General features: G+C 64.8%; 25 protein-coding genes. 15 read left to right on the plus strand and 10 right to left on the minus strand.

All coding sequences use genetic code 11. From position 1 onward, the window contains the following. Positions 1–236: 236 nt before the first annotated feature. From mnmG to HDC35_RS10415, 3 genes are all read right to left on the minus strand, one after another. Complete coding sequence (mnmG, locus tag HDC35_RS10405) at positions 237–2,105, minus strand: tRNA uridine-5-carboxymethylaminomethyl(34) synthesis enzyme MnmG (protein WP_184646358.1); 1,869 nt, start codon at positions 2,103–2,105, stop codon at positions 237–239. 75 nt (positions 2,106–2,180) lie between these two features. After that, on the minus strand, positions 2,181–3,485 hold the full coding sequence (mnmE, locus tag HDC35_RS10410; protein ID WP_311770754.1) for a tRNA uridine-5-carboxymethylaminomethyl(34) synthesis GTPase MnmE: 1,305 nt from the start codon (positions 3,483–3,485) through the stop codon (positions 2,181–2,183). 23 nt (positions 3,486–3,508) lie between these two features. Continuing rightward, positions 3,509–3,805 carry a DUF6489 family protein gene (locus tag HDC35_RS10415; protein ID WP_058804340.1) on the minus strand — a complete coding sequence of 99 codons (297 nt, stop codon included), beginning with the start codon at positions 3,803–3,805 and terminating at the stop codon, positions 3,509–3,511. A 108-nt stretch (positions 3,806–3,913) separates the two neighbouring features. On the opposite strand from HDC35_RS10415, the gene HDC35_RS10420 reads away from it, so the two are divergent. After that, the gene (locus HDC35_RS10420; RefSeq protein ID WP_184646360.1) at positions 3,914–4,612 is read left to right on the plus strand and encodes a dienelactone hydrolase family protein; all 699 of its coding nucleotides are present in this window, start codon (positions 3,914–3,916) and stop codon (positions 4,610–4,612) included. Continuing rightward, positions 4,609–5,013, plus strand: a complete 405-nt coding sequence (locus HDC35_RS10425; protein ID WP_184646362.1) for a nuclear transport factor 2 family protein — start codon at positions 4,609–4,611, stop codon at positions 5,011–5,013. Before HDC35_RS10420 ends, HDC35_RS10425 begins: the two co-directional genes overlap by 4 nt. Here HDC35_RS10425 and HDC35_RS10430 read toward each other — a convergent pair. From HDC35_RS10430 to hemE, 6 genes are all read right to left on the minus strand, one after another. Beyond that, complete coding sequence (locus tag HDC35_RS10430) at positions 5,010–5,396, minus strand: DUF1489 family protein (RefSeq protein WP_260397648.1); 387 nt, start codon at positions 5,394–5,396, stop codon at positions 5,010–5,012. The genes HDC35_RS10425 and HDC35_RS10430 overlap by 4 nt on opposite strands. Positions 5,397–5,489: 93 nt before the next feature. After that, on the minus strand, positions 5,490–6,152 hold the full coding sequence (locus HDC35_RS10435) for a TerC family protein (protein ID WP_221438222.1): 663 nt from the start codon (positions 6,150–6,152) through the stop codon (positions 5,490–5,492). Between the two features lie 59 nt (positions 6,153–6,211). Next, positions 6,212–6,505, minus strand: coding sequence for an antibiotic biosynthesis monooxygenase (locus HDC35_RS10440; protein WP_184646366.1), 294 nt, complete (start codon positions 6,503–6,505; stop codon positions 6,212–6,214). Positions 6,506–6,514: 9 nt separating this feature from the next. Then, entirely contained in the window at positions 6,515–7,771 is a 1,257-nt protein-coding gene (rho, locus tag HDC35_RS10445; protein WP_184646368.1) for a transcription termination factor Rho, read from the minus strand. Positions 7,772–8,518: 747 nt separating this feature from the next. Beyond that, complete coding sequence (locus HDC35_RS10450; protein WP_409437944.1) at positions 8,519–8,935, minus strand: CopD family protein; 417 nt, start codon at positions 8,933–8,935, stop codon at positions 8,519–8,521. 33 nt (positions 8,936–8,968) lie between these two features. Next, positions 8,969–9,997 (minus strand): uroporphyrinogen decarboxylase, encoded by a 1,029-nt coding sequence (gene hemE / locus HDC35_RS10455; RefSeq protein ID WP_184646372.1) that lies wholly within the window; start codon positions 9,995–9,997, stop codon positions 8,969–8,971. Positions 9,998–10,333: 336 nt separating this feature from the next. Between hemE and HDC35_RS10460 the strand changes: the two genes are divergently transcribed. From HDC35_RS10460 to HDC35_RS10515, 12 genes are all read left to right on the plus strand, one after another. Then, on the plus strand, positions 10,334–11,146 hold the full coding sequence (locus tag HDC35_RS10460; RefSeq protein ID WP_184646374.1) for a pyruvate, water dikinase regulatory protein: 813 nt from the start codon (positions 10,334–10,336) through the stop codon (positions 11,144–11,146). Next, complete coding sequence (locus HDC35_RS10465; RefSeq protein ID WP_184646376.1) at positions 11,143–11,739, plus strand: Maf family protein; 597 nt, start codon at positions 11,143–11,145, stop codon at positions 11,737–11,739. The genes HDC35_RS10460 and HDC35_RS10465 overlap by 4 nt, the downstream gene beginning before the upstream one ends. A 2-nt stretch (positions 11,740–11,741) precedes the next feature. Continuing rightward, positions 11,742–12,548, plus strand: coding sequence for a shikimate dehydrogenase (locus tag HDC35_RS10470; protein WP_184646573.1), 807 nt, complete (start codon positions 11,742–11,744; stop codon positions 12,546–12,548). Further along, positions 12,545–13,168 carry a dephospho-CoA kinase gene (coaE, locus tag HDC35_RS10475; protein ID WP_184646378.1) on the plus strand — a complete coding sequence of 208 codons (624 nt, stop codon included), beginning with the start codon at positions 12,545–12,547 and terminating at the stop codon, positions 13,166–13,168. Before HDC35_RS10470 ends, coaE begins: the two co-directional genes overlap by 4 nt. Before the next feature lie 19 nt (positions 13,169–13,187). Next, entirely contained in the window at positions 13,188–13,886 is a 699-nt protein-coding gene (gene dnaQ, locus HDC35_RS10480; protein WP_184646380.1) for a DNA polymerase III subunit epsilon, read from the plus strand. A gap of 46 nt (positions 13,887–13,932) precedes the next feature. Continuing rightward, positions 13,933–14,508, plus strand: a complete 576-nt coding sequence (gene hpf / locus HDC35_RS10485) for a ribosome hibernation-promoting factor, HPF/YfiA family (RefSeq protein ID WP_058804353.1) — start codon at positions 13,933–13,935, stop codon at positions 14,506–14,508. Between the two features lie 149 nt (positions 14,509–14,657). Continuing rightward, positions 14,658–15,122, plus strand: coding sequence for a PTS sugar transporter subunit IIA (locus HDC35_RS10490; protein WP_184646382.1), 465 nt, complete (start codon positions 14,658–14,660; stop codon positions 15,120–15,122). A 70-nt stretch (positions 15,123–15,192) separates the two neighbouring features. Beyond that, entirely contained in the window at positions 15,193–15,624 is a 432-nt protein-coding gene (locus HDC35_RS10495; protein ID WP_260397649.1) for a DUF1491 family protein, read from the plus strand. A 195-nt stretch (positions 15,625–15,819) separates the two neighbouring features. Next, a complete protein-coding gene (locus HDC35_RS10500) occupies positions 15,820–16,482 on the plus strand; it encodes a cell wall hydrolase (RefSeq protein WP_184646383.1) in 663 nt (220 codons plus the stop codon). Positions 16,483–16,573: 91 nt separating this feature from the next. Then, positions 16,574–17,203, plus strand: a complete 630-nt coding sequence (locus HDC35_RS10505) for a DUF4136 domain-containing protein (RefSeq protein ID WP_184646385.1) — start codon at positions 16,574–16,576, stop codon at positions 17,201–17,203. Continuing rightward, positions 17,200–18,309, plus strand: coding sequence for a carboxypeptidase family protein (locus tag HDC35_RS10510; protein ID WP_184646387.1), 1,110 nt, complete (start codon positions 17,200–17,202; stop codon positions 18,307–18,309). The genes HDC35_RS10505 and HDC35_RS10510 overlap by 4 nt, the downstream gene beginning before the upstream one ends. After that, a complete protein-coding gene (locus tag HDC35_RS10515; RefSeq protein ID WP_311770751.1) occupies positions 18,306–18,782 on the plus strand; it encodes a GNAT family N-acetyltransferase in 477 nt (158 codons plus the stop codon). Before HDC35_RS10510 ends, HDC35_RS10515 begins: the two co-directional genes overlap by 4 nt. A gap of 67 nt (positions 18,783–18,849) precedes the next feature. On the opposite strand, the gene HDC35_RS10520 is transcribed toward HDC35_RS10515, so the two are convergent. After that, positions 18,850–19,308, minus strand: a complete 459-nt coding sequence (locus HDC35_RS10520) for an Hsp20 family protein (RefSeq protein WP_184646389.1) — start codon at positions 19,306–19,308, stop codon at positions 18,850–18,852. 189 nt (positions 19,309–19,497) lie between these two features. Between HDC35_RS10520 and gpmA the strand changes: the two genes are divergently transcribed. After that, positions 19,498–20,184, plus strand: coding sequence for a 2,3-diphosphoglycerate-dependent phosphoglycerate mutase (gene gpmA / locus HDC35_RS10525; protein ID WP_184646391.1), 687 nt, complete (start codon positions 19,498–19,500; stop codon positions 20,182–20,184). Positions 20,185–20,211 lie beyond the last annotated feature (27 nt).

Below are 20,211 nucleotides of genomic sequence, written 5' to 3' on the forward strand. Positions count from 1 at the left end.
TTCCCGCGGAAGCCGGAATCGAGCCCCTCTTCGCGCCCTAGCGCCTTTGCATGCGGCAGTGAAAGTCCTCACGCCCAAACGAGACGGGAAGCACCTCCCCCTCACGCCGGATTTGCTCCGAGGCTGTGATTTCGGCGCCGCAGTGGATCCCGGATCAAGTCCGGAATGACGAAGCTGGGGGCTGCACCGTCGGTTCCCCACCCCCAAACTGACGCTCTCGCACAGCGCCCGAGAGTTCAGGCAGCGCGCCGCCGGCTATATACCATGATCGCGGTGAGTGCTGCCGGCGTCACCCCGTCGATCCGGCCCGCTTGTCCCAACGTCTCAGGGCGCGCTCTGGTCAGCCGCTCGACCATCTCGCGCGACAGTCCACCGATCGCGGCATAGTCGAGCCCCGGATCGAGCAGGATCGCCTCATTCGCTGCGAGCGACCGCAATTCGGCGTCCTGCCGCGCAATATAGGGCGCATAATGCGCATCCTCCGCGACTTCGGACAGGATCGCCGAATCGACCGATGCCAGCTCGGGTGCGAGCAAGGCGAGCCGCGCCATCGACATATCGGGATAGCGCAGCAGGTCGATCCGCTTGCGCGCGATCCCGTCGCCGGGCAGTGCCAGTCCGATAGCAGCATAATCGGCAGTCGCCACCGGCGCATCGAGCAGCGCTTCGGCCCTCACTCGCTCAGCCTGTCGCGCGGCAAACAGCGCGGCGGTCGCCGGGCGCACCAGCCCGAGTGCGATCCCCTTGGGCGTCAGCCGCGTCGCGGCATTGTCCGCACGCAGCCGCAGCCGATACTCTGCCCGCGCGGTAAGCATACGGTACGGCTCGGTCACGCCCTGCAGCACCAGATCGTCGACCATCACCCCGATATAGGATTCGGACCGATCGAGGATCAGCGGCTCGCGACCCTGCGCCGCGAGCGCAGCATTGGCCCCCGCGACGAGGCCCTGCGCCCCGGCCTCTTCATATCCGGTCGTGCCGTTGATCTGCCCCGCGCACCACAGCCCGGCCAAGCCACGAACCTGCAGCGTCCGATCGAGCGCGCGCGGGTCGATATGGTCATATTCGACCGCATAGCCCGGCACGACCATCTCGACCGTTTCGAGCCCCTCCATGGTGCGCAGCATCGCGAGCTGGACGTCGGCGGGCAGCGAGGTCGAAATGCCGTTCGGATAGACAAGATGCGTATCGAGACCTTCGGGCTCAAGAAACACCTGATGCCCGTCGCGGTCGGCAAAGCGGTGGATTTTGTCCTCGATCGACGGGCAATAGCGCGGCCCCGCCGCACCGATCGCGCCCGTGAACAAGGGTGAGCGGTCGAGGTTCGCCGCGATGATCGCGTGACTTTCGGGGTTGGTGCGCGTGATCGCGCAAAAAACCTGCGGCACCGTGCGGGCGCTGTTCCACGTGGAACAGGTCCAGCTCGCGCCCTCGGCGCTGTCCGACGCCTGTTCGGCGAGCCGCGCCCAATCGATCGTCCTCCCGTCGAGCCGCGGCGGCGTGCCGGTCTTGAGGCGTGCCATCGGCAGGTCGGCGGCGCGGAGCTGCTGCGCAAGCCGATGGGCGCCGGCTTCGCCGATCCGCCCGCCTTCCATGCGTTCTTCGCCGCGGAACAGCTTACCGCCAAGGAAGGTCCCTGTCGCGAGCACGACGGCGCGCGCGGTAAGCGCCGTTCCGTCGGCGAGCTCGAGCCCCTCGACCCGTCCATTCTCCGACAATCGCAGCGCCGCCGCTTCGCCCGCGACGACGGTGATCGCCTCTTCAGCGGTAAGAAAATCCTGGATCGCAGCGCGATACAATGTCCGGTCGGCCTGGATGCGCGGCCCCTGCACCGCCGCGCCCTTCGACGCGTTGAGCATCCGGTAATGGATCGCGGCGCTATCAGCGGCGCGTGCCATCCACCCGTCGAGCGCGTCGATCTCGCGCATCAGATGGCCCTTGCCGAGCCCGCCGATCGCCGGGTTGCACGACATCGTGCCGATCAGCGCGGGCTCGAAGCTGACGAGCGCGACGCGCGCGCCGAGCCGTGCCGCGGCCGCGGCGGCCTCGGTCCCGGCGTGCCCACCGCCGACGACGATGACATCGAAAGTTGCGCAGTCCTGCATGATTGCGGCGCCTTTAGCGCAAAGCGGACGTCGAATCCACCGCGACGCACATCGCCCGGTGTTTCACGTGAAACATCATTTTCCGATGCAGAATCGCCCGAACAGCGTGTCGAGCATCTCCTCGACCCCCGCGCGACCGGTGATTCGGTCAAGCGCCGCCGCTGCAAGTCTAAGTCGCTCTGCTAAAAGGATTAAATCCCCCGCTTCGCGCGAATCGGCTTCGATCAACAGCCAATCCTTCGCCTCGGCAAGCGCCGCGCGTTGACGCTGGCGCAACGCCGCTTCGCCCTCGCGCGGCAGCAGCGTTCGCGCCATCTCGACTATATAGTCGTGGAGCTTGTCCATCCCGGCGCCCGTCGCCGCCGACAGCGTCAGGTCGCATCGCGCGGCTTCGGCTTCGGCTGCCGCGTCGCCTTTCCAGCGGTCGGCCTGCGCCGCGACCAGAATTGCGCGCGGATGCTTGGGCGCCTCCTTCGGCGGCCCTAGCCAGAGCAGGATATCCGCGGCCTCGACCGCTGCCTTCGCGCGGCCGATCCCGATCGTTTCGATCGCATCGGCACCTTCCGTCCTGATCCCCGCGGTGTCCGAAAAGCGCATCGCGATTCCGTCCAGCGCCAAGGGGGTTTCGATCACATCGCGCGTCGTTCCTTCGATCGGCGACACGATCGCCAGCTCGCGCTGTGCCAATGCATTGATCAAAGTCGATTTTCCGGCGTTTGGCGGCCCCGCTATAACCACCGACAGCCCCTCGGCGATCACGTCCGCCGCCGGCCGCACCAGCCATTCACCCAGCTCGTCGGCCAGCCCACGCATCCCCGAAATCAACCGCTGCGCGGCACTTTCGACAACTTCGACATCATCCTCGTCGGCAAAGTTCAGTTCGGCCTCCGCACCCGCCATCAGCCCGAGTAGCCGCTCCTGCCATCCCGCCACCGCGCGCGACACATGCCCGCTCGCCATGCCGAGCGCCTGCACGCGCTGGCTTTCGGTCTCAGCGGCCAGCAGGTCGGCAAGTCCCTCGGCTTCCGCGAGGTCGATCCGGCCGTTCTCGAACGCGCGCCGTGTAAATTCACCCGGCTCGGCGCGCCGCAACCCGTCGATCGCCCCCAGCGCCGCTTCGACCGCAGCGACCACCGCGCGACCGCCGTGCAAATGCAGTTCGGCGAGATCCTCGCCCGTCGCCGTCGCGGGTCCGGGAAACCACAGCAGCAATGCGCGATCGAGCGGCGCGCCCGCTGCGTCCGTCAACAGGGCGAGCGAGGCGCGGCGCGCGGGCGGCAGGCGCCCCGCCAGCGCCGTCAATGCCGACCCCGCCATCGGCCCGCTCACGCGCACGACAGCGATCGCCGCCGGCGGCCTGCCGCTCGACAGCGCAAAAATCGTGTCTTTTACAGATGTTTGACTCAGGTTTTGCGTCCCTTGCCGGGCTTGTCGTCATCGGTCGCGTCCGCCGATTTGGCCGCGCCACCCATCAGCCCGCCGCCGAACTGGCCGAGCAACGACTGGACGAGCTCGAGCCCGCTGCCGCCCATCGGCACCCAGGTCTTGACCATCGACTGCACCATGTCGGGGGTAATCCCCTTCGCCATCAGCTCCTTGACGCGGTCGAGGTAGATGTCGTGCAGCGGTTCGAGGTCGGGAAGCCCGAACAGGCGCCGCGCCTCTTCGGGGGTGCAATCGATCTCGATATTGAATTTCATCGCCTGTCTCCGCCCCGAAAATGCCGGTTAGCCGCTTGAGCCCTGCCCATCGCCCCGCTAGCTTCGCGCTTTCACAGCAAAGAAGCAAGAGACAGGAGAGCTCCCCGCATGGCCGCGACCAATACCTCGATCCCCGCGCTCGACGGGACGAACGAAATTCCCGCCTATGTCGCGCGCCCCGACGCCGACAGCACGCGCGCGATCATCGTCATCCCGGAAATTTTCGGCATCAACGAAGGCATCCGCAAGAAATGCGACGACTGGGCGGCCGAGGGCTATCTTGCGATCGCCCCCGACATCTTCTGGCGCTTCGCTCCCGGGGTAGAACTCAACCCCGATGTCGAGTCCGAACTGCAGGAAGCCTTCGGCTATTTCGGCCAATATGACGCCGACGACGGGGTGAAAGATATCGAGGCAGCGATCCGCTGGCTGCACGGCCAGGGCGCGAGCAAGGTCGGCGCGGTCGGCTTCTGCCTCGGCGGCCGCCTCGCCTATATGACCGCCGCCCGCACCGATATCGACGCATCGGTCGGCTATTATGGCGTCATGATCGACCAGATGCTGAACGAAAGCCACGCGATCGCGCGGCCACTGATGCTCCACATCCCGTCGGAGGATCATCTCGTCGACCATGCGGCGCAAAAGAAGATCCATGAAGGGCTCGATCCGCATCCGAAGGTCATACTCCATGACTATCCCGGGCTCGACCATGGCTTTGCCGCGACGATGGGTAACCGCCGCAACGACGAGGGCGCCGAGCTCGCCGACGGCCGCACCCGCGCCTTCTTCGCCGAGCATCTCGCATGACCGCGCCGCATCCGGGACTCGCCGCATGGCACGCCTATATGGCGGGCGGCGGCGATCCGCAGGCCTTGCGCGACCTGCTCGCCGAGGATGCGGTGTTCCATTCGCCCGTCGTCCACACGCCGCAGGCGGGCGCCGACAAGGTCTTCGCCTATCTCCACGCGGCGAGCCATGTCCTCGGCGGCGACGATTTCCGCTATTTGCGCGAAATCGTCGACGGCGATCAGGCGATGCTCGAGTTCCAGAGCAGCCTCGACGGCATCCAGATCAACGGCGTCGACATCATTCGCTGGAATACCGATGGAAAGATAAGCGATTTCAAAGTGATGGTCAGGCCGCTCAAGGCGATCAACAAGGTCTGGGAAAAAATGGCCGAAATGCTCGCGGCGCAGGCGGAGGGCTAGATCAGGCTGAGCCCGGCCAGTTCGCGATACAGTTCGGGCGGCAGGTCGCCGATGCCGTCGGCATCGTCGAGGGGCTTCGGCGCGTCGGCGTCGGCAAGGTAACGCCATCCCTGATGCGCGCGCTTGGGCTGCGGATGCACGCGCTCGAGCGATGCGACGCAGACGATATCGACGCGCCCGTCGCTCCGGTCCTCGAAGCGCAGGATACGGACGCGCGCGACGAGCATGTGCTTGACGATAAAATGCAGCTTGCCGCCGATCAGCTCATCAGCGCGCTTCGGCTTGAATCGCGTCGTGAAACGAATCTCGCCATCTTGTGCATGGTTGGCGACCCGCGCCTCAAGTGCGGGGTAATCGGTGCAGCCGACGGCCACGCGGGTCATGTGAAGCTGAGACATGCCCGGCAAATGGGAAGCTGATGTGAAAAAGCCAGCCCCTCGCGGCGCTGGCTCCTTCATTTCACGCTGAAAAGGCGATCAGCCGAACAGGGTCCCGATCCCGACGCTGGGGTCGATCCAGCCTTCATAGATCATCTTGACCGCCACATAGACGATTACCGCAAGCCCGATATAGGCGATCCAGCGGTAACGCTCGATATATTTGGCAATGATGTTCGCCGCGACACCCATCAGCGCGACGGCAAAGATCAGCCCGACGATCAGGATGCCGGGATGATCGCGCGCCGCGCCCGCGACCGCGAGCACATTGTCGAGGCTCATGCTGACGTCGGCGACCGCGACCGCCCAGGCGGCGGCGGCAAAGCTCTTCGCGGGCCTGAGCCCCGAATGTTCATCGCCTTCGACTTCGGGCGACCCCGACGAATGCGCGCCTTCGCGCAGTTCGCGCCACATCTTCCATGCCACCCAGACGAGCAGCAGCCCGCCGACGAAGATCAGCCCGACGATCTGCATCAGCTGCGTCACGACGAGGGCGAAGGCGATGCGGAGCACGAGCGCCGCGAGCACGCCGATCATGATCACCTTGCGACGCTGGTCGGCAGGAAGCCCCGCCGCGAGCGCGCCGACGACGATCGCATTGTCGCCCGCGAGCACGATGTCGATCATCAACACCTGCAGGAAGGCTGCAAAGGCCGCGGGTTCGGCGATGTTCGAGAAATCGTTGACGATCGCATCCCACATCCCGGCGGGTCCACCGAAACCGCCGGCGTGCGCCGCAGCCTGAGTCAGAAGTTCCAAAATCACAGCGGCTCTCCGAAATAGCTGACCTCGGGCATAGGGTCATAAAAGCCATGCAGCAACGCCCGCCATTGCCGATAGCGATCCGATTTCCGGAAGCCGTCGCGGTGATCCGCGATCGACCTCCACTTTACCAAAAGCAGATAGGGCTGTCCGGTTGCCGTCGGGAGAAAAATTTCGAGGGAAATAAAGCCCGGTGAGGCTTCGATCAGCGGTCTGGCTTGGATCATGGCCGCCTCGAACGCATCTTCGCCGCCCGCCCTGACGGGTAGCAAAGCGTGCTCGATGACGGCCATGATCCGGCTTTACTGGTTCATGCTGTCGAAGAAATCCTCGTTGGTCTTCGAATCCTTGATCTTGTCGAGCAGGAATTCCATCGCGTCGATGGTGCCCATCTGCATGAGGATGCGGCGCAGCACCCACATCTTCGACAGCTTGTCCTTTTCGACGAGCAATTCTTCCTTGCGCGTGCCCGACTTGCCGACATCGAGCGACGGGAAGATGCGCTTGTCGGCGACCTTGCGGTCGAGCACGATTTCCGAGTTGCCCGTGCCCTTGAATTCTTCGAAGATCACCTCGTCCATGCGGCTGCCGGTATCGATCAGCGCGGTCGCGATGATCGACAGCGAACCGCCTTCCTCTATGTTACGCGCGGCGCCGAAGAAGCGCTTGGGACGTTGCAGTGCATTGGCATCGACGCCGCCGGTCAGCACCTTGCCCGACGAGGGAACGACGGTGTTGTAGGCGCGGCCGAGACGCGTAATGGAATCGAGCAGGATGACGACATCCTTCTTGTGCTCGACAAGGCGTTTCGCCTTTTCGATCACCATTTCGGCGACCTGGACGTGGCGCGTCGCGGGTTCGTCGAAGGTCGAGGACACGACTTCGCCCTTCACGCTGCGCTGCATGTCGGTAACTTCCTCGGGACGCTCATCGACGAGGAGGACGATCAGATAAACCTCGGGATGATTGTCGGTGATCGCCTTGGCGATATTCTGCAGGAGCACCGTCTTGCCGGTGCGCGGCGGCGCGACGATCAGCGCGCGCTGGCCCTTGCCCTGCGGGCTGACAAGGTCGATCACCCGCGCCGACTTGTCCTTGACCGTCGGATCGACGGTGTCGAGCGACAGCTTCTGGTTCGGATAGAGCGGGGTGAGGTTGTCGAAATTGACGCGGTGGCGCACCGCTTCAGGGTCGTCGAAATTGACCTTGATCAGCTTGGTCAGCGCGAAATAGCGTTCGCCATCCTTCGGCGCGCGGATTTCGCCCTCGACCGTGTCGCCGGTGCGCAGGCCGTACTTACGGACCTGGTTCGGCGAGACATAGATATCGTCGGGGCCCGCGAGATAATTGGCGTCCGACGAGCGCAGGAAACCGAACGAGTCCGGGAGAACCTCGATCGTCCCCGATCCGATGATTTCCTCGCCCTCTTCGGCAAGTTCTTTCAGGATCGAGAACATCAGGTCCTGCTTGCGCAGCGTCGATGCGCCCTCTACGCCCAGTTCTTCCGCCATTTCGACGAGCTGGGCGGGGGATTTGGTTTTGAGTTCTTTAAGATGCATGGATGGATTCCGGGTAGAAAATTCGGGTGGGATCTGACTTAATTCGTCGCACCGGCAGGTGCCTATCCGGCCGGGGGACGACCGTTTTCGATAGCTCGGCACGTCGACGCGCCGCCCGCATGGGATGCGGGGTTGACCGGCCCCTATAACCCGCGGCGTTCCAAGTCAATCGCGCCTGCGACCGGGGCAACCGCGGCCCCGGTCCTTAACGTCCCAAAAGCCCCGCATCGGCGATGCAATCCTGTGACCTTTGAACCTCAGGACACATCATGGCAGTGCGATAGGTCGTCGCTTCAAAGGTCAGGAAAGGTCAGCCCTGTGCAGCCGCCGGTTGGTCGCGTGCGGCCGACGTGCCGCGCCCGGTTCGTGCGCGCATCCATAAACCGGGAAACGCATGCTTTTGTCGACATGGAGAAAGAACCGGAACGAAGGCTGGCACGGCTGGATAATGTAGGAAAGGCCTTTTTTGCAAGCGTCGGCCTTGGGGTGATAAGGCGCCGCTAAATCCTCCCTGCAGCGCAGCCGCGAGGCGGGGGACCGCTCGCGAAGAAAGTGGTGGAGGGGCGGCGTTGAAGCCCTCCGTCAGCGCTTCGCGCTCCACCTCCCCACGGCTTCGCCACAGGGAGGATCTTACGTCCGCAACCGGTCGCTTTCAAAAGACCATCCTCCCTGTCGCACGGCGATGGGGAGGAGCGGTCGGCAGCTTCCGGTCAAGTCCGCCCCGGGCGGCGCTGCCTGCGGCGTGGCTCAGGGGCGCACGACGACGAGGATGACGATGATCGCCGCGGCGATGCCGGGCACCTCGTTGAGCAGGCGCAGCTGTTTTTCGGTCAGCGGGCGCTCACCCTTCTTCAGCTTCTTGAAATAGCCGATCATCCAGCCGTGATAGCCCGACAGCGCGATCACGAGCAGCAATTTGGCGATGAACCAGCCCTCGCGCCAATAATTGCCGTTGAACGCGAGCATCAGCCCGAAAATCCAGACGATGATCAGCGACGGGTTCAGGATGATCCGCCGCAACCGATCCTCGCGCTCGATCCACGTCCTGTCCTCGTCGGATCCGACCGGCGCCTGGTGGTGATAAACGAAAAAGCGCGGCATCATGAACAGGCCGGCCATCAGGAAGATCACGAAAATGATATGCGCGGCTTTGACCCAAAGCATCGTCGCCCCCAGAAAACCAGCCAGTTCCATAGATTATCCGCCGCGAACGCGTTTGATGAGATGTTCGACATGGGCGATCGGCGTGTCGGGCACGATGCCATGGCCGAGATTGAAGATATGGGGACGCGACGGGAAAGCCGCAAGGATGCGGTCGATCGCCGTATCGAGGGCCTCGCCCCCGGCGACGAGCGCGAGCGGATCGAGATTGCCCTGCACCGGCAAATGTGACGGCAAGGCGGCATCGGCCCATAGCGGGTCGACCGTCTCGTCGAGCCCGATCGCATCGACCCCGGTCTCGTCGGCATAGGCGCGAAGCTTGCCGCCCGCGCCCTTTGGAAAGCCGATCACCGGCGTATCGGGATGCAGCGCCTTCAACCGCCGCACGATTTCGGCATTGGGGGCGATCACCCATCGCTCATATTGGGCGGGGGACAGGCTGCCCGCCCAGCTGTCGAACAATTGCACGGCATCGACGCCATGTTCGATCTGGCCCGACAGATAGGTGACGCTCAAATCGACGATCGCGTCGATGATATTCCGGAACCCGGCAGGATCGCCGAACGCCATGCGCCGCGCCGCCGCCTGATCCTTGGACCCCTGCCCCGCCACCATATAGGTCGCGACCGTCCAGGGGCTGCCCGCAAAACCGAGGAAAGTCGTTTCGGGCGGCAAGGCCGCGGCGACGCGGGCGACGGTGGCATAGACGGGATCGAGCCGTTGGTGCGCCGCTTCGAGTGACGTCAAGGCGTTGTCGACGAGCGGCGGCGCGAGCCGTGGCCCCTCGCCCGCTTCGAACCAGAGATGCTGGCCGAGCGCATGCGGAATGACGAGGATGTCCGAAAAAAGGATCGAGCCGTCGAAGCCGAAACGCCTGATCGGCTGCAACGTCACCTCCGCCGCGGCCTCGGGATCGTAGCAAAGCTCGAGGAAGCCGCCCTTGGTTTCGCGAAGGGCGCGGTATTCGGGCAGGTAACGTCCCGCCTGCCGCATCAGCCAGAGCGGCGGGCGCTCCTGCCGCGCCCCGCGCAGCGTCGCGAGCAGCTTCTTCGGTGACGCCTTCACGCGAGCCCTCTTTCTCTCTTCATATAATATTTAATAGAATTGTGGTGGTTTGTTGGTCGGCGGACAAGGCGGCTTTAGGCCGGGGCGTCCGTTTTGCCAACAGCTTGACTCTCGAACCGCCGAGCGCGCGGGCAGAGTCGCGACCGGCTTTTCCCCATATTCACAGCCTGTGGATAAGATTTATCCCATGTGGATAAGGGGTGGAGCGGAATCGACACGGCCGGGGATGAAACGCGGGTGTCGAATTCGTCCCTGCACTTATGCCGAAACTTATCCACAAGCGGTCCAACGCTTCGCGGCTTGCCTTTTTCGGCGCTTTCCCGCCATGGTGCCGCGATGGGCCGGCTTCACCTGCATCTCATATCCGACTCCACGGGCGAGACACTCGAAAATATCGCCAAGGCGGCGATCGCGCAGTTCGACGATGTCGAGGTCGTGCGCCATTTCTGGCCGATGGTCCGATCGGAATCGCATCTCGACCGGATCATGGCCGAAGTGCAGGCGAGCCCCGGCATGATCCTCTTCACGCTTGTCAATGGCGAGCTGCGTGCCAGCCTCGAACGTCGCGCGACCGCGCAGGGTCTGCCGACCGTCGCGGCGCTCGACGCGGTGACCGATGCCTTGTCGCGGATGCTCGGGCAGGAAGCGAAGGCGCGGCCCGGCCGCCAGCACCAACTCGACGCCGCCTATTTCGCGCGCGTCGAGGCGATCCAGTTCACCGTCGCGCACGACGACGGTATCGGCTGGGAAAATTGGGAACAGGCCGACATTGTGCTCGCGGGCGTGTCGCGCACGTCGAAAACGCCGACGAGCATCTATCTCGCCAATCGCGGCTTCAAGACCGCGAATATCCCGATCGTTCCCGAATCGCCGCCACCGAACGCCTTGTTCAACCTGAAACGGCCGATGGTCGTCGGGCTGACGACGGGGCTCGACCGGCTCGTGCAGGTACGCCGCAACCGGCTGCTGTCGCTGAACCAGGCGCCCGAGACCGCCTATGTCGACGACGAGCGGGTGAAGGCCGAGCTCGCTTATGCGCGGCGCATGTTCGCCGACAATGGCTGGCCGGTGATCGACGTGACGCGCCGATCGATCGAGGAAACCGCCGCGGCGGTCATCAAGCTCGTCGAAGATCGCGGCGCCGCATGACCTTGCTCCTCGCCTCGCAAAGCAGCGGCCGCGCGGCAATGCTGCGCGCCGCCGGGCTCGATTTCGAAACCAGCCCGGCGCATGTCGACGAGGAAGCGCTCACCGCCTCGCTGCTCGCGGCAGGCCAGACCCCGCGCAATATCGCCGATGCGCTTGCCGAGGCGAAGGCCGTCAAAATCTCGTCGCGGCTTCCGGGCGTGACCGTGCTCGGCGCCGATTCGACCCTTGCGCTCGACGACGGATCGATGCTCTCGAAACCCGCCACGCCGGAAGAGGCCGCCGATCATCTCCGCCGCATGGCGGGCACGCGCCACCGCCTGTTCAGCGCCGCGGTCGCCGCGCGCGACGGCGCGCCCGTCTGGCGCGCGATCGGCGAGGCGAAGCTGTGGATGCGCCCCTTGTCGGACGCCTTCATCGCGGACTATGTCGCACGAAACTGGGACGGCATCCGCTGGACCGTCGGCTGTTACGAAATCGAGGGGGCGGGCGTGCAATTGTTCGACCGGGTCGAAGGCGACCCATGGACCATCATCGGCATGCCGATGCTTCCCTTGCTGGCGTGGCTCCGCGCGATCGGGCTGGCTCCGCAATGAGCATGTCCTACGCAGAGGTGATCGGCGATCCGATCGCGCAGTCGAAATCGCCGCTGATCCATGGCTTCTGGCTCGAAGCGCTCGGCCTTTCCGGCGATTACCGCCGCGCGCATGTGAAGCCCGACGACCTCGCGGCTTATATATCCGACCGCCGGGTCGATCCCGACTGGCGCGGCTGCAACGTCACCATGCCGCACAAGGGCGCGGTGATGGATCTGGTCGACGACCCCGGCGATATCCGCGGCACGATCGGCGCGATGAACACCGTTGTCCGCCAGCCCGACGGCGCATTGATCGGCACCAATACCGATGCCGCGGGCTTTTATGCGCCGCTCGCCGAACTCGATCTCGAGGGGGTGCCCGTCGCGCTCGTCGGCGCCGGCGGCGCGGCCCGTGCGGTGCTGTTCGCGCTTGCGCGGGCGAATGTGGGCAAGGTGACGATCCTGGGCCGCTCGCCGTTGAAAGCGATGGGCCTGCTCGCGACCTTCGGGCTCAAAGGCGACGTTGTGGCGCTCGATGCCCAGCTTCCGCCGGTCTCCCTGCTGGTCAATGCCAGCAGCCTCGGGATGAAGGGCCAGCCGCCGCTCGATCTCGACCTCGCGCCATTGCCCGACGACGCGATCGTCTACGACCTTGTCTATTCGCCGCTGCAAACGGGCCTGCTCAAAGCCGCCGAAGCACGCGGGCTCGACACGGTCGACGGGCTCGACATGCTGATCGGCCAGGCCGCGCTTGCCTTCGAGCTTTTCTTCGGCGCCGCGCCCCCCGAGGGCCGCGACGAGGAACTGCGCGCGCTCCTGACCGCATGACCCATTATCCGCGCCCCGGCCTGCGGCTGCGCCGACCGTTCATCCTCGGCCTCACCGGATCGATCGGCATGGGCAAATCGACCGCCGCTGCGATGTTCGAGCGCGAGGGTGTCCCCGTGTTCGACGCCGATGCCGAGGTCCACCGGCTGCAAGGCCCCGGCGGCGCGCTCGTCGCCGCGATCGAGGCGCGCTTTCCGGGGACGACCGGGCCGGACGGCGTCGATCGGCAAAAGCTGGGCGCGCGCGTGATCGGCAACGGCCATGAACTCGGCGCGCTCGAAGCGATCGTCCATCCGGCGGTTGCCAAGGCGCAGAAACGCTTTCTCGCTCGTCACCGCGCGCGCGACGTCGTCGTGCTCGACGTCCCTCTGCTTTTCGAAAAGGGCGGCTGGCGCAAGGTCGGCGCGATCGCCGTCGTGTCGGCCCCCGCGTGGATGCAGCGCAAACGGGTGATGCGGCGCCCCGGCATGACGATGGCGAAATTGAAGGCCATCCGCCGCCTGCAGCTTCCCGACCGGGTCAAGCGATCGCGCGCCGATTTCATCATCGAAACGGGCCGCCCCAAAAGCGAGACACGCCGCCAAATTCGTTTCATCACCTCTTGTTTCCACGCCCGATAGGGTCCAGATTATCCCTTCGATGCGCGAGATTATTTTCGATACCGAAACCACGGGTTTCGATCCCAGGAACGGGGACAGGCTGGTCGAAATCGGATGTGTCGAGCTGATCGACCGTCGTGAAACCGGCGTTACCTTTCACGCCTATTTCAACCCCGAACGCGATATGCCCGCCGCTGCCGAAGCCGTGCACGGGCTGTCGATCCAGTTCCTCTCGGACAAGCCGTTGTTCGCGACTCGCGTCGACGAACTGCTCGAATTTCTGGGCGATGCGCCGCTCGTCGCGCACAATGCGGCGTTCGATTTCGGCTTCGTCAATGCCGAACTGGCGCGCGCCGGGCGCGCCGCGCTCGACATGGCGCGCATGTGCTGCACCGTGCAGATGGCGCGCAAGCTGCATCCCGGCGCAAAGCACAGCCTCGACGCGCTCTGCACGCGCTACGGCATCGACCGCAGCCACCGCGTCAAACATGGCGCGCTGCTCGATGCCGAATTGCTCGCGCATCTCTATATCGAAATGACCGGGGGGCGGCAGATCGGGCTCGGTCTCGCCGCCTCGACCGCGAGCATGGCCGCGTCGGTGGCGGCGACGCCTGCGCCGTCCCGCCCGGACCGTCCTTTTCGCGAACCCCGTCCCCATATGGCGTCGGCCGCCGAGCTGGCGCGCCATGCCGAATTTGTCGCGGGGCTGAACCAGCCGCTGTGGCTCGATACGGTGTGATGACGCTCCCTTAAGTCATCGCGCCGGCCAAGTAAGGAGAAGAAAAATGGAAATCCGCGTCTCTGGCCACCAGATCGAAACCGGCGAAGCGCTGCAGGCGCATGTGTCGGACCGGATGAACGCGATTGCCGACAAATATTTCTCGCGCGCGATCGGCGCGCACGCCACCTTTGGAAAGGGACCGCACGACAGTTTCCAGTGCGACATTGTCGCGCATGTGATGCAGGGCCTGGTGCTGAAAGGGCACGGCCAGGCACAGGATGCGCATGTCGCCTTCGAGGGCGCGGCCGAACGCATCGAAAAGCAGCTCAGGCGCTATATGCGGCGATTGAAGGATCGCAACAACGGTCCGGCGGAACCCTCGCCGACGATCGACGAGATCGAGGATAACGCCAGCTACACCGTTTTCGATGGCGGCGCCGACGAAGAGGATGCGGGCGATGCGCCCGCGATCATCGCCGAAACGCGCGTCGATATCCCGAGCAGCAGCGTATCGGATGCGGTGATGATGCTCGACCTTCGCAACACCAACGCGCTGCTTTTCGTCAACAGCAAGACCGGCGCGCATAATATGGTCTACCGCCGCGACGATGGGACGATCGGCTGGGTCGAACCACGATAGGGCTGGATTTTCTTTGCCATCCGGACTAATGGCCGCGCCCAACGATGCCCGAAGCCGGGATGGCCGGGGGCCTGCCACGACAGATCCGCGATCGCTTGCCAGCCAAGTTCCTGGCGGCGGCCGGCGTTATACAAGATTTGACCAGAGCAATGAATCTTTCTTCCCTTCTCTATCCGGCGACCGTGCGCGCGCACGTCCAGCTCGATTCGAAAAAGGCGCTTTTCCCCTTCGTTGGCGACCTCGCCAGCCGGTCTCTCGGTCTCGACGCCGGCGAAGTCAGCGAGGCGCTGCTCGAACGCGAACGCCTCGGCTCGACCGGATTCGGCCGCGGGATCGCGCTGCCGCACGCCAAGATGGCCGACCTCGGTGGGGTGCGCGGCCTGTTCCTGCAACTGGCAAGGCCGATCGACTTCAACGCCGTCGACGGCCTGCCGGTCGACCTGCTCTTCATCCTGCTCTCGCCGCTCGATGCCGGCGCCGACCATCTGAAGGCGCTTGCGGGCGTGTCGCGAATGCTCCGCAACGAGGCGATCGCCGACCGGCTGCGCGGCGCAAAGAGCGACGAGGCGCTCTATGCGCTGCTCGCCGACAGCGAAACGCGCGACGCGGCCTGACAAGGCGGCGCGCTCAAGCTGAATCCTCCCTGCGCCGCAGGCATGGGGAGGGGGACCGTTCGCGACACAAATGGTGGAGGGGCTGCAACGTCGCGTCATTGCCCCTCCGTCAGCGGATTCGCCGCTGCCACCTCCCCATCGCTGCGCGGCCGGGAGGATCATGGTGATGCGGTTCAAGAGCCGTTTTCTCGTCGACCTGCTCCTCCGCCGTACGGAAGCGGCCGGCGGCTTTGCCGCCATACTCGCCAAAGGCGACGACACCTCCGGAACCATCCTCGTCCAGTGCAGCGACCGCGGCGAGCCCGGCCCGCTGCTCGAGCGGCGCTTTGGCCCCGATGGCGAATATATCTGGGAAGATGTCGGACCAGGCGAGGCCAAAGATGATGAATCGTGGAAAAACTATCAGGAGCGGCGACGAAACGCCGATCCCGACCTGTGGATCGTCGAACTGGATATCGCAGATGCGCCACGACTCGTCGCGGAGTGGGCCGCGTTAACTTGACTCTGTTGCGGCGCACAATAACTGGCGCTGCTTCGATAACGCGTAGGTCGATCCGCGGGTTCCCTGCCCTTTGCAGGACCCGGAAAAACGGATTGGACACGCAGTCGGACGATGACCGCAGGCGGCGATACCGGACCATAGTCCCCCGCCTGTTTTGAGAGATTCGGTTCATCGGCCGCACGTTTGACGGACACTATGAGTCGCATTCTGAATGGTGCCGGTATGGCCGCCGTCGGCATGACTGCCGCCGCCATGCTGCTGTTGGCTGAACCCGGCTTTGCAAGCGATCTTGCCGCCGATGCCAATATTCCCGCGATCCTTCTGCCGGACGCCGCTGCGCCTGCAGTCGAAAAGGCGGACCTTCCGACCGAAATCGAAACGCCGGTCGAAGACAATAATATCGTCGAGAACGAAACCGCTCCCGTGCCGACCCCGGCACCGGTGACCGCCGCATCGCTCGCCGAACTCGTCGCCGCGACGCCGAAACCGGGCGAAATCGATCCCGAACTGCGCTGCCTTGCCGGCGCGGTCTATTTCGAATCGCGCGGCGAATCGCTGCCGGGTCAGCTCGCCGTCGCGCATGTCGTGATCAACCGCGCCCAGTCGGGCCGTTTTCCCAAGAGCCTTTGCGGCGTTGTCCATCAGAAAAGCCAGTTCAGTTTCGTGCGCGGCGGAAAGATGCCGGCGATCCGGAACGGAGCGCAGTGGAACAATGCCGTCGCCATCGCGCAGATCGCGCGCGACGGCACATGGAAGAATCACGCCCCGGGCGCGCTTTTCTTCCACGCCCGCTATGTTTCGCCAGGCTGGCGCAAGACGCGTATCGCGCAGATCGACAATCATATCTTCTATCGTTGATCTTTGATCTTCCCCGTGCCGCAGGCATGGGGAGGATTCTCAATCCATCCCGTTCATTGCCAAGCCAGAATTGCTGGCGCATGATGCGCGGATGACGCGTCCTCTTTCCGCCGCCCTGCTCGCTGCAGCGGTCTTCGCCCTGGCTGGTTGCGCAACGGCGGTTCCGCCGGTCGAAGTCACCCGTTTCCACACCAACGCGGTCGCCGGTTGGGCGCCGGGCACGCGCTACGCGATCGCGACCGCGCCGCTTGACGGCCCGGTCACGGGGGCGCCGGGCACGGCGATGCCCTCGCTCGAATGGAACAGCTATCGCACTGCGGTCGACCAGCAGCTCCAGCGGCAGGGGCTCGTCCCGGCCGGATCGGGCGAACGGGCGCCGCTCCTCGTCCGCATATCGTTCGACCGCGCCGAACAACTGCCCGAGGGGCGCCGCTCGCCGGTGTCGGTAGGTGTCGGTGGATCGACGGGCAGCTATGGCTCGGGCGTCGGGCTCGGTATCGGCATCAACCTCGGCGGCGGTCCGAAACGGATGGCCGATTTGCAGCTTTCGGTACGGATCGACGACGCCGCCAGCGGGCAGGCCCTGTGGGAAGGCCGCGCCTTGACCGCGGTACCGGTGAAGGCGCCCGCAAACCAGCCCAGCCTCGCCGCAGCAAAATTGGCCGAAGCTTTATTCAAGGACTTCCCCGGCGAATCGGGACGCACTATCAGCGTCCCATGACCATCACCATCAACGCCGCTTTCGACAGCGGCAATATCGTCGTGGACGCCATCGACGGCACGTCCGCCCGTCTGTCGATTCGCAAGGATCGCGAATCGGATTTTTTCCAATGGTTCCATTTCCGCGTCGCGTGCAACGTCGGCGACGCGCTCGACCTTGCGATCGGCGGGCTTGCCGGATCGGCCTATCCCGACGGCTGGCCCGATTATGCGGCCTGCGCGAGCTATGATCGCGAAAACTGGTTCCGCCTCGACACCGCCTATGATTCCGGCACGCTGACGATCCGGCACAATGCCGAAGGCCCGATTCTCTGGGTCGCCTATTTCGCGCCCTATTCGATGGAGCGCCATCACGACCTTGTCGCCTCGGTCGCCGAGTGCGAGGGGGTCACCTATCGCTGCCTCGGCACCAGCCTCGAAGGCCAGCCGATCGACTGCCTCGAAATGGGAAGCGGCGACACGCAGGTCTGGCTCTATGCGCGCCAGCACCCGGGCGAGAGCATGGCCGAATGGTGGATCGAAGGCGCGCTCGAAAAGCTCGTCGACCCCGCCGACCCGCACGCGCGTTCGCTGCTGAAAAAATGCCGCTTCCATATCGTCCCCAACATGAATCCCGACGGCTCGCGGCGCGGCCATCTGCGCACCAATTTTGCCGGCGTGAACCTCAACCGCGAATGGGACAATCCGACTGCCGACCGCAGCCCCGAAGTGCTCGCGGTCCGCAATGCGATGGACGAAAGCGGCGTCGACTGGGCGATGGACGTCCATGGCGACGAAGCGATCCCCGCGGTCTTCCTCGCGGGTTTCGAAGGCATTCCGTCGCTGAAGGCCGAGCAGGCCGAAAAATATAAAGCGTTCGAAACCGCGCTCGCGGCGAACACCCCCGATTTCCAGATCGACCTTGGTTACGAACAATCGGCACCGGGCAAGGCCAATCTGTCGATGTCGACGACGCAGCTTGCCGAGCGGTTCGGCGCCGTGACGATGACGCTCGAAATGCCGTTCAAGGATAATCGCGACCTGCCCGATCCTGAACGCGGCTGGTCGCCCGAACGCTCGAAACTGCTCGCGCACGCCTGCCTCGCGACGCTGGACCAGATGTTGTGAGCGAAGCGGGCCGCGGCTGGCGGATCGTCGAGGATGACCTGTCGGGCGGCGCCATCCGGGCATTGCTCGAAGTGCATTTTGCGGGAATGCTCGCTAACTCGCCCGCCGAAAGTTGTCACTTTCTCGATTTCGACGGGCTGCGCGCAGGCGATGTGACCTTCTGGTCGATCCACAAGGACGATGACCTCGCGGGCTGCGGCGCGCTCAAGATGCTGGACGCGCGGCACGGCGAGATCAAGTCGATGCGCACTGCCGAGGCCTTCCTGCGGCAGGGGGTCGCGGCGCGCATGCTCGCCCATATCGTCGACGTCGCGCACGAACGGGGCCTCGATCGCCTCAGCCTCGAAACCGGCTCGGGCCCCGCCTTCGAACCCGCGCTTGCACTATATGCGCGCCACGGCTTCGAGGAATGCGAACCCTTCGCGGACTATAGACCCGACCCGTTCAGCCGCTTCATGACGCGCGCGCTCTAGAAACGAAAACGGGGTCCGGAAAGGATGCCGGACCCCGCTCACAGGAGGGCCTCGGACAAGATGCCCCTTATGCGGCCTTCTTGTCCTCGATTACCGGCGCTCTGCTGCTGCCGATCGCGATCTTGTGCGGTTTCATCGCCTCGGGCACTTCGCGCACCAGGTCGATGACGAGCAGCCCGTCGGCGAGGTCGGCACCGGCGACGCGTACGAAATCGGCGAGCTGGAAACGGCGTTCGAACGCACGCGTGGCGATGCCGCTATAGAGAAGCTGGCGTTCCTCGCCTTCGGCCGCCGGGGCTTTGCGGCCGCTGACGGTCAGCATGTTCTGCTGTGCGGTGACGTCGATCTCGTCGCTCTTGAAACCGGCGACCGCCACGGTGATACGGAAATGGTCGTCGGCGACCTTTTCGATATCGAACGGTGGGTAGTTTTCGGCGCCCGAACCGCCGGTTTCGAGGAAATCGAACAGCCGGTCGAAGCCGACGGTCGAACGGCGATAGGGGGTCCAGTCGAAGCTGTTACGCATGGGTCATTCCTTCCTTTTTAAAGCGAAGCAAAGGGACCGCGGCGGCGCGCCGCGATCGCCATCCGGCCCCGTACCGGCGACCGGACGATCCAAATCTGGTAACGGCCGAAACCATTTCAAGAGGGTGGTTGGCGTTCGGCGAAAAGCCGCGCTAAAGGGCGGCGCATCTCTCCAGTGCAAGGATCCGACATGCCCCAGCTCATCCTCATCCGTCACGGCCAGTCGCAGTGGAATCTCGAAAACCGCTTCACCGGCTGGTGGGATGTCGACGTCACCGAAAAAGGTGCGGCCGAAGCCTGGGCCGCGGGCGAGTTGATGAAGGCAAAGGGCGTCGCGCCCGACGCCTGTTTCACCTCGGTGCAGACACGCGCGATCAAGACGCTCAACCTCGCGCTCGAGGCGATGGGCCGGCTGTGGCTGCCCGTGACGAAGGACTGGCGCCTCAACGAACGCCATTATGGCGGGCTCACCGGGCTCGACAAGGCGGAGACCGCGGCGAAGCACGGCGACGAACAGGTAAAGATCTGGCGCCGCAGCTTCGACATCCCGCCGCCGCCGCTCGAAGCCGGCTCGGAATGGGACCTGTCGACCGACCCGCGCTACGCCGGCATCGCGATCCCCGCGGCCGAAAGCCTCAAGGACACGATCGCGCGCGTGCTCCCTTATTATGAAGCGGCGATCGTTCCCGAACTCGCTGCGGGCAAGACCGTGCTGATCTCGGCGCATGGCAACAGCCTGCGCGCGCTCGTCAAGCATCTTTCGGGCATTTCGGACGCCGACATCACCGGGCTCGAAATCCCGACCGGCCAGCCGATCGTCTACGATCTCGCCGACGATCTCGTCGCGCGCGAACGCTATTATCTCAGCGAGCGCTGACGGCCCGAACCATAGCGTCTTGCGCCG

This window comes from Sphingopyxis sp. JAI128 (assembly GCF_014207235.1).
In the GTDB taxonomy this organism is placed as follows: Bacteria; Pseudomonadota; Alphaproteobacteria; order Sphingomonadales; family Sphingomonadaceae; genus Sphingopyxis.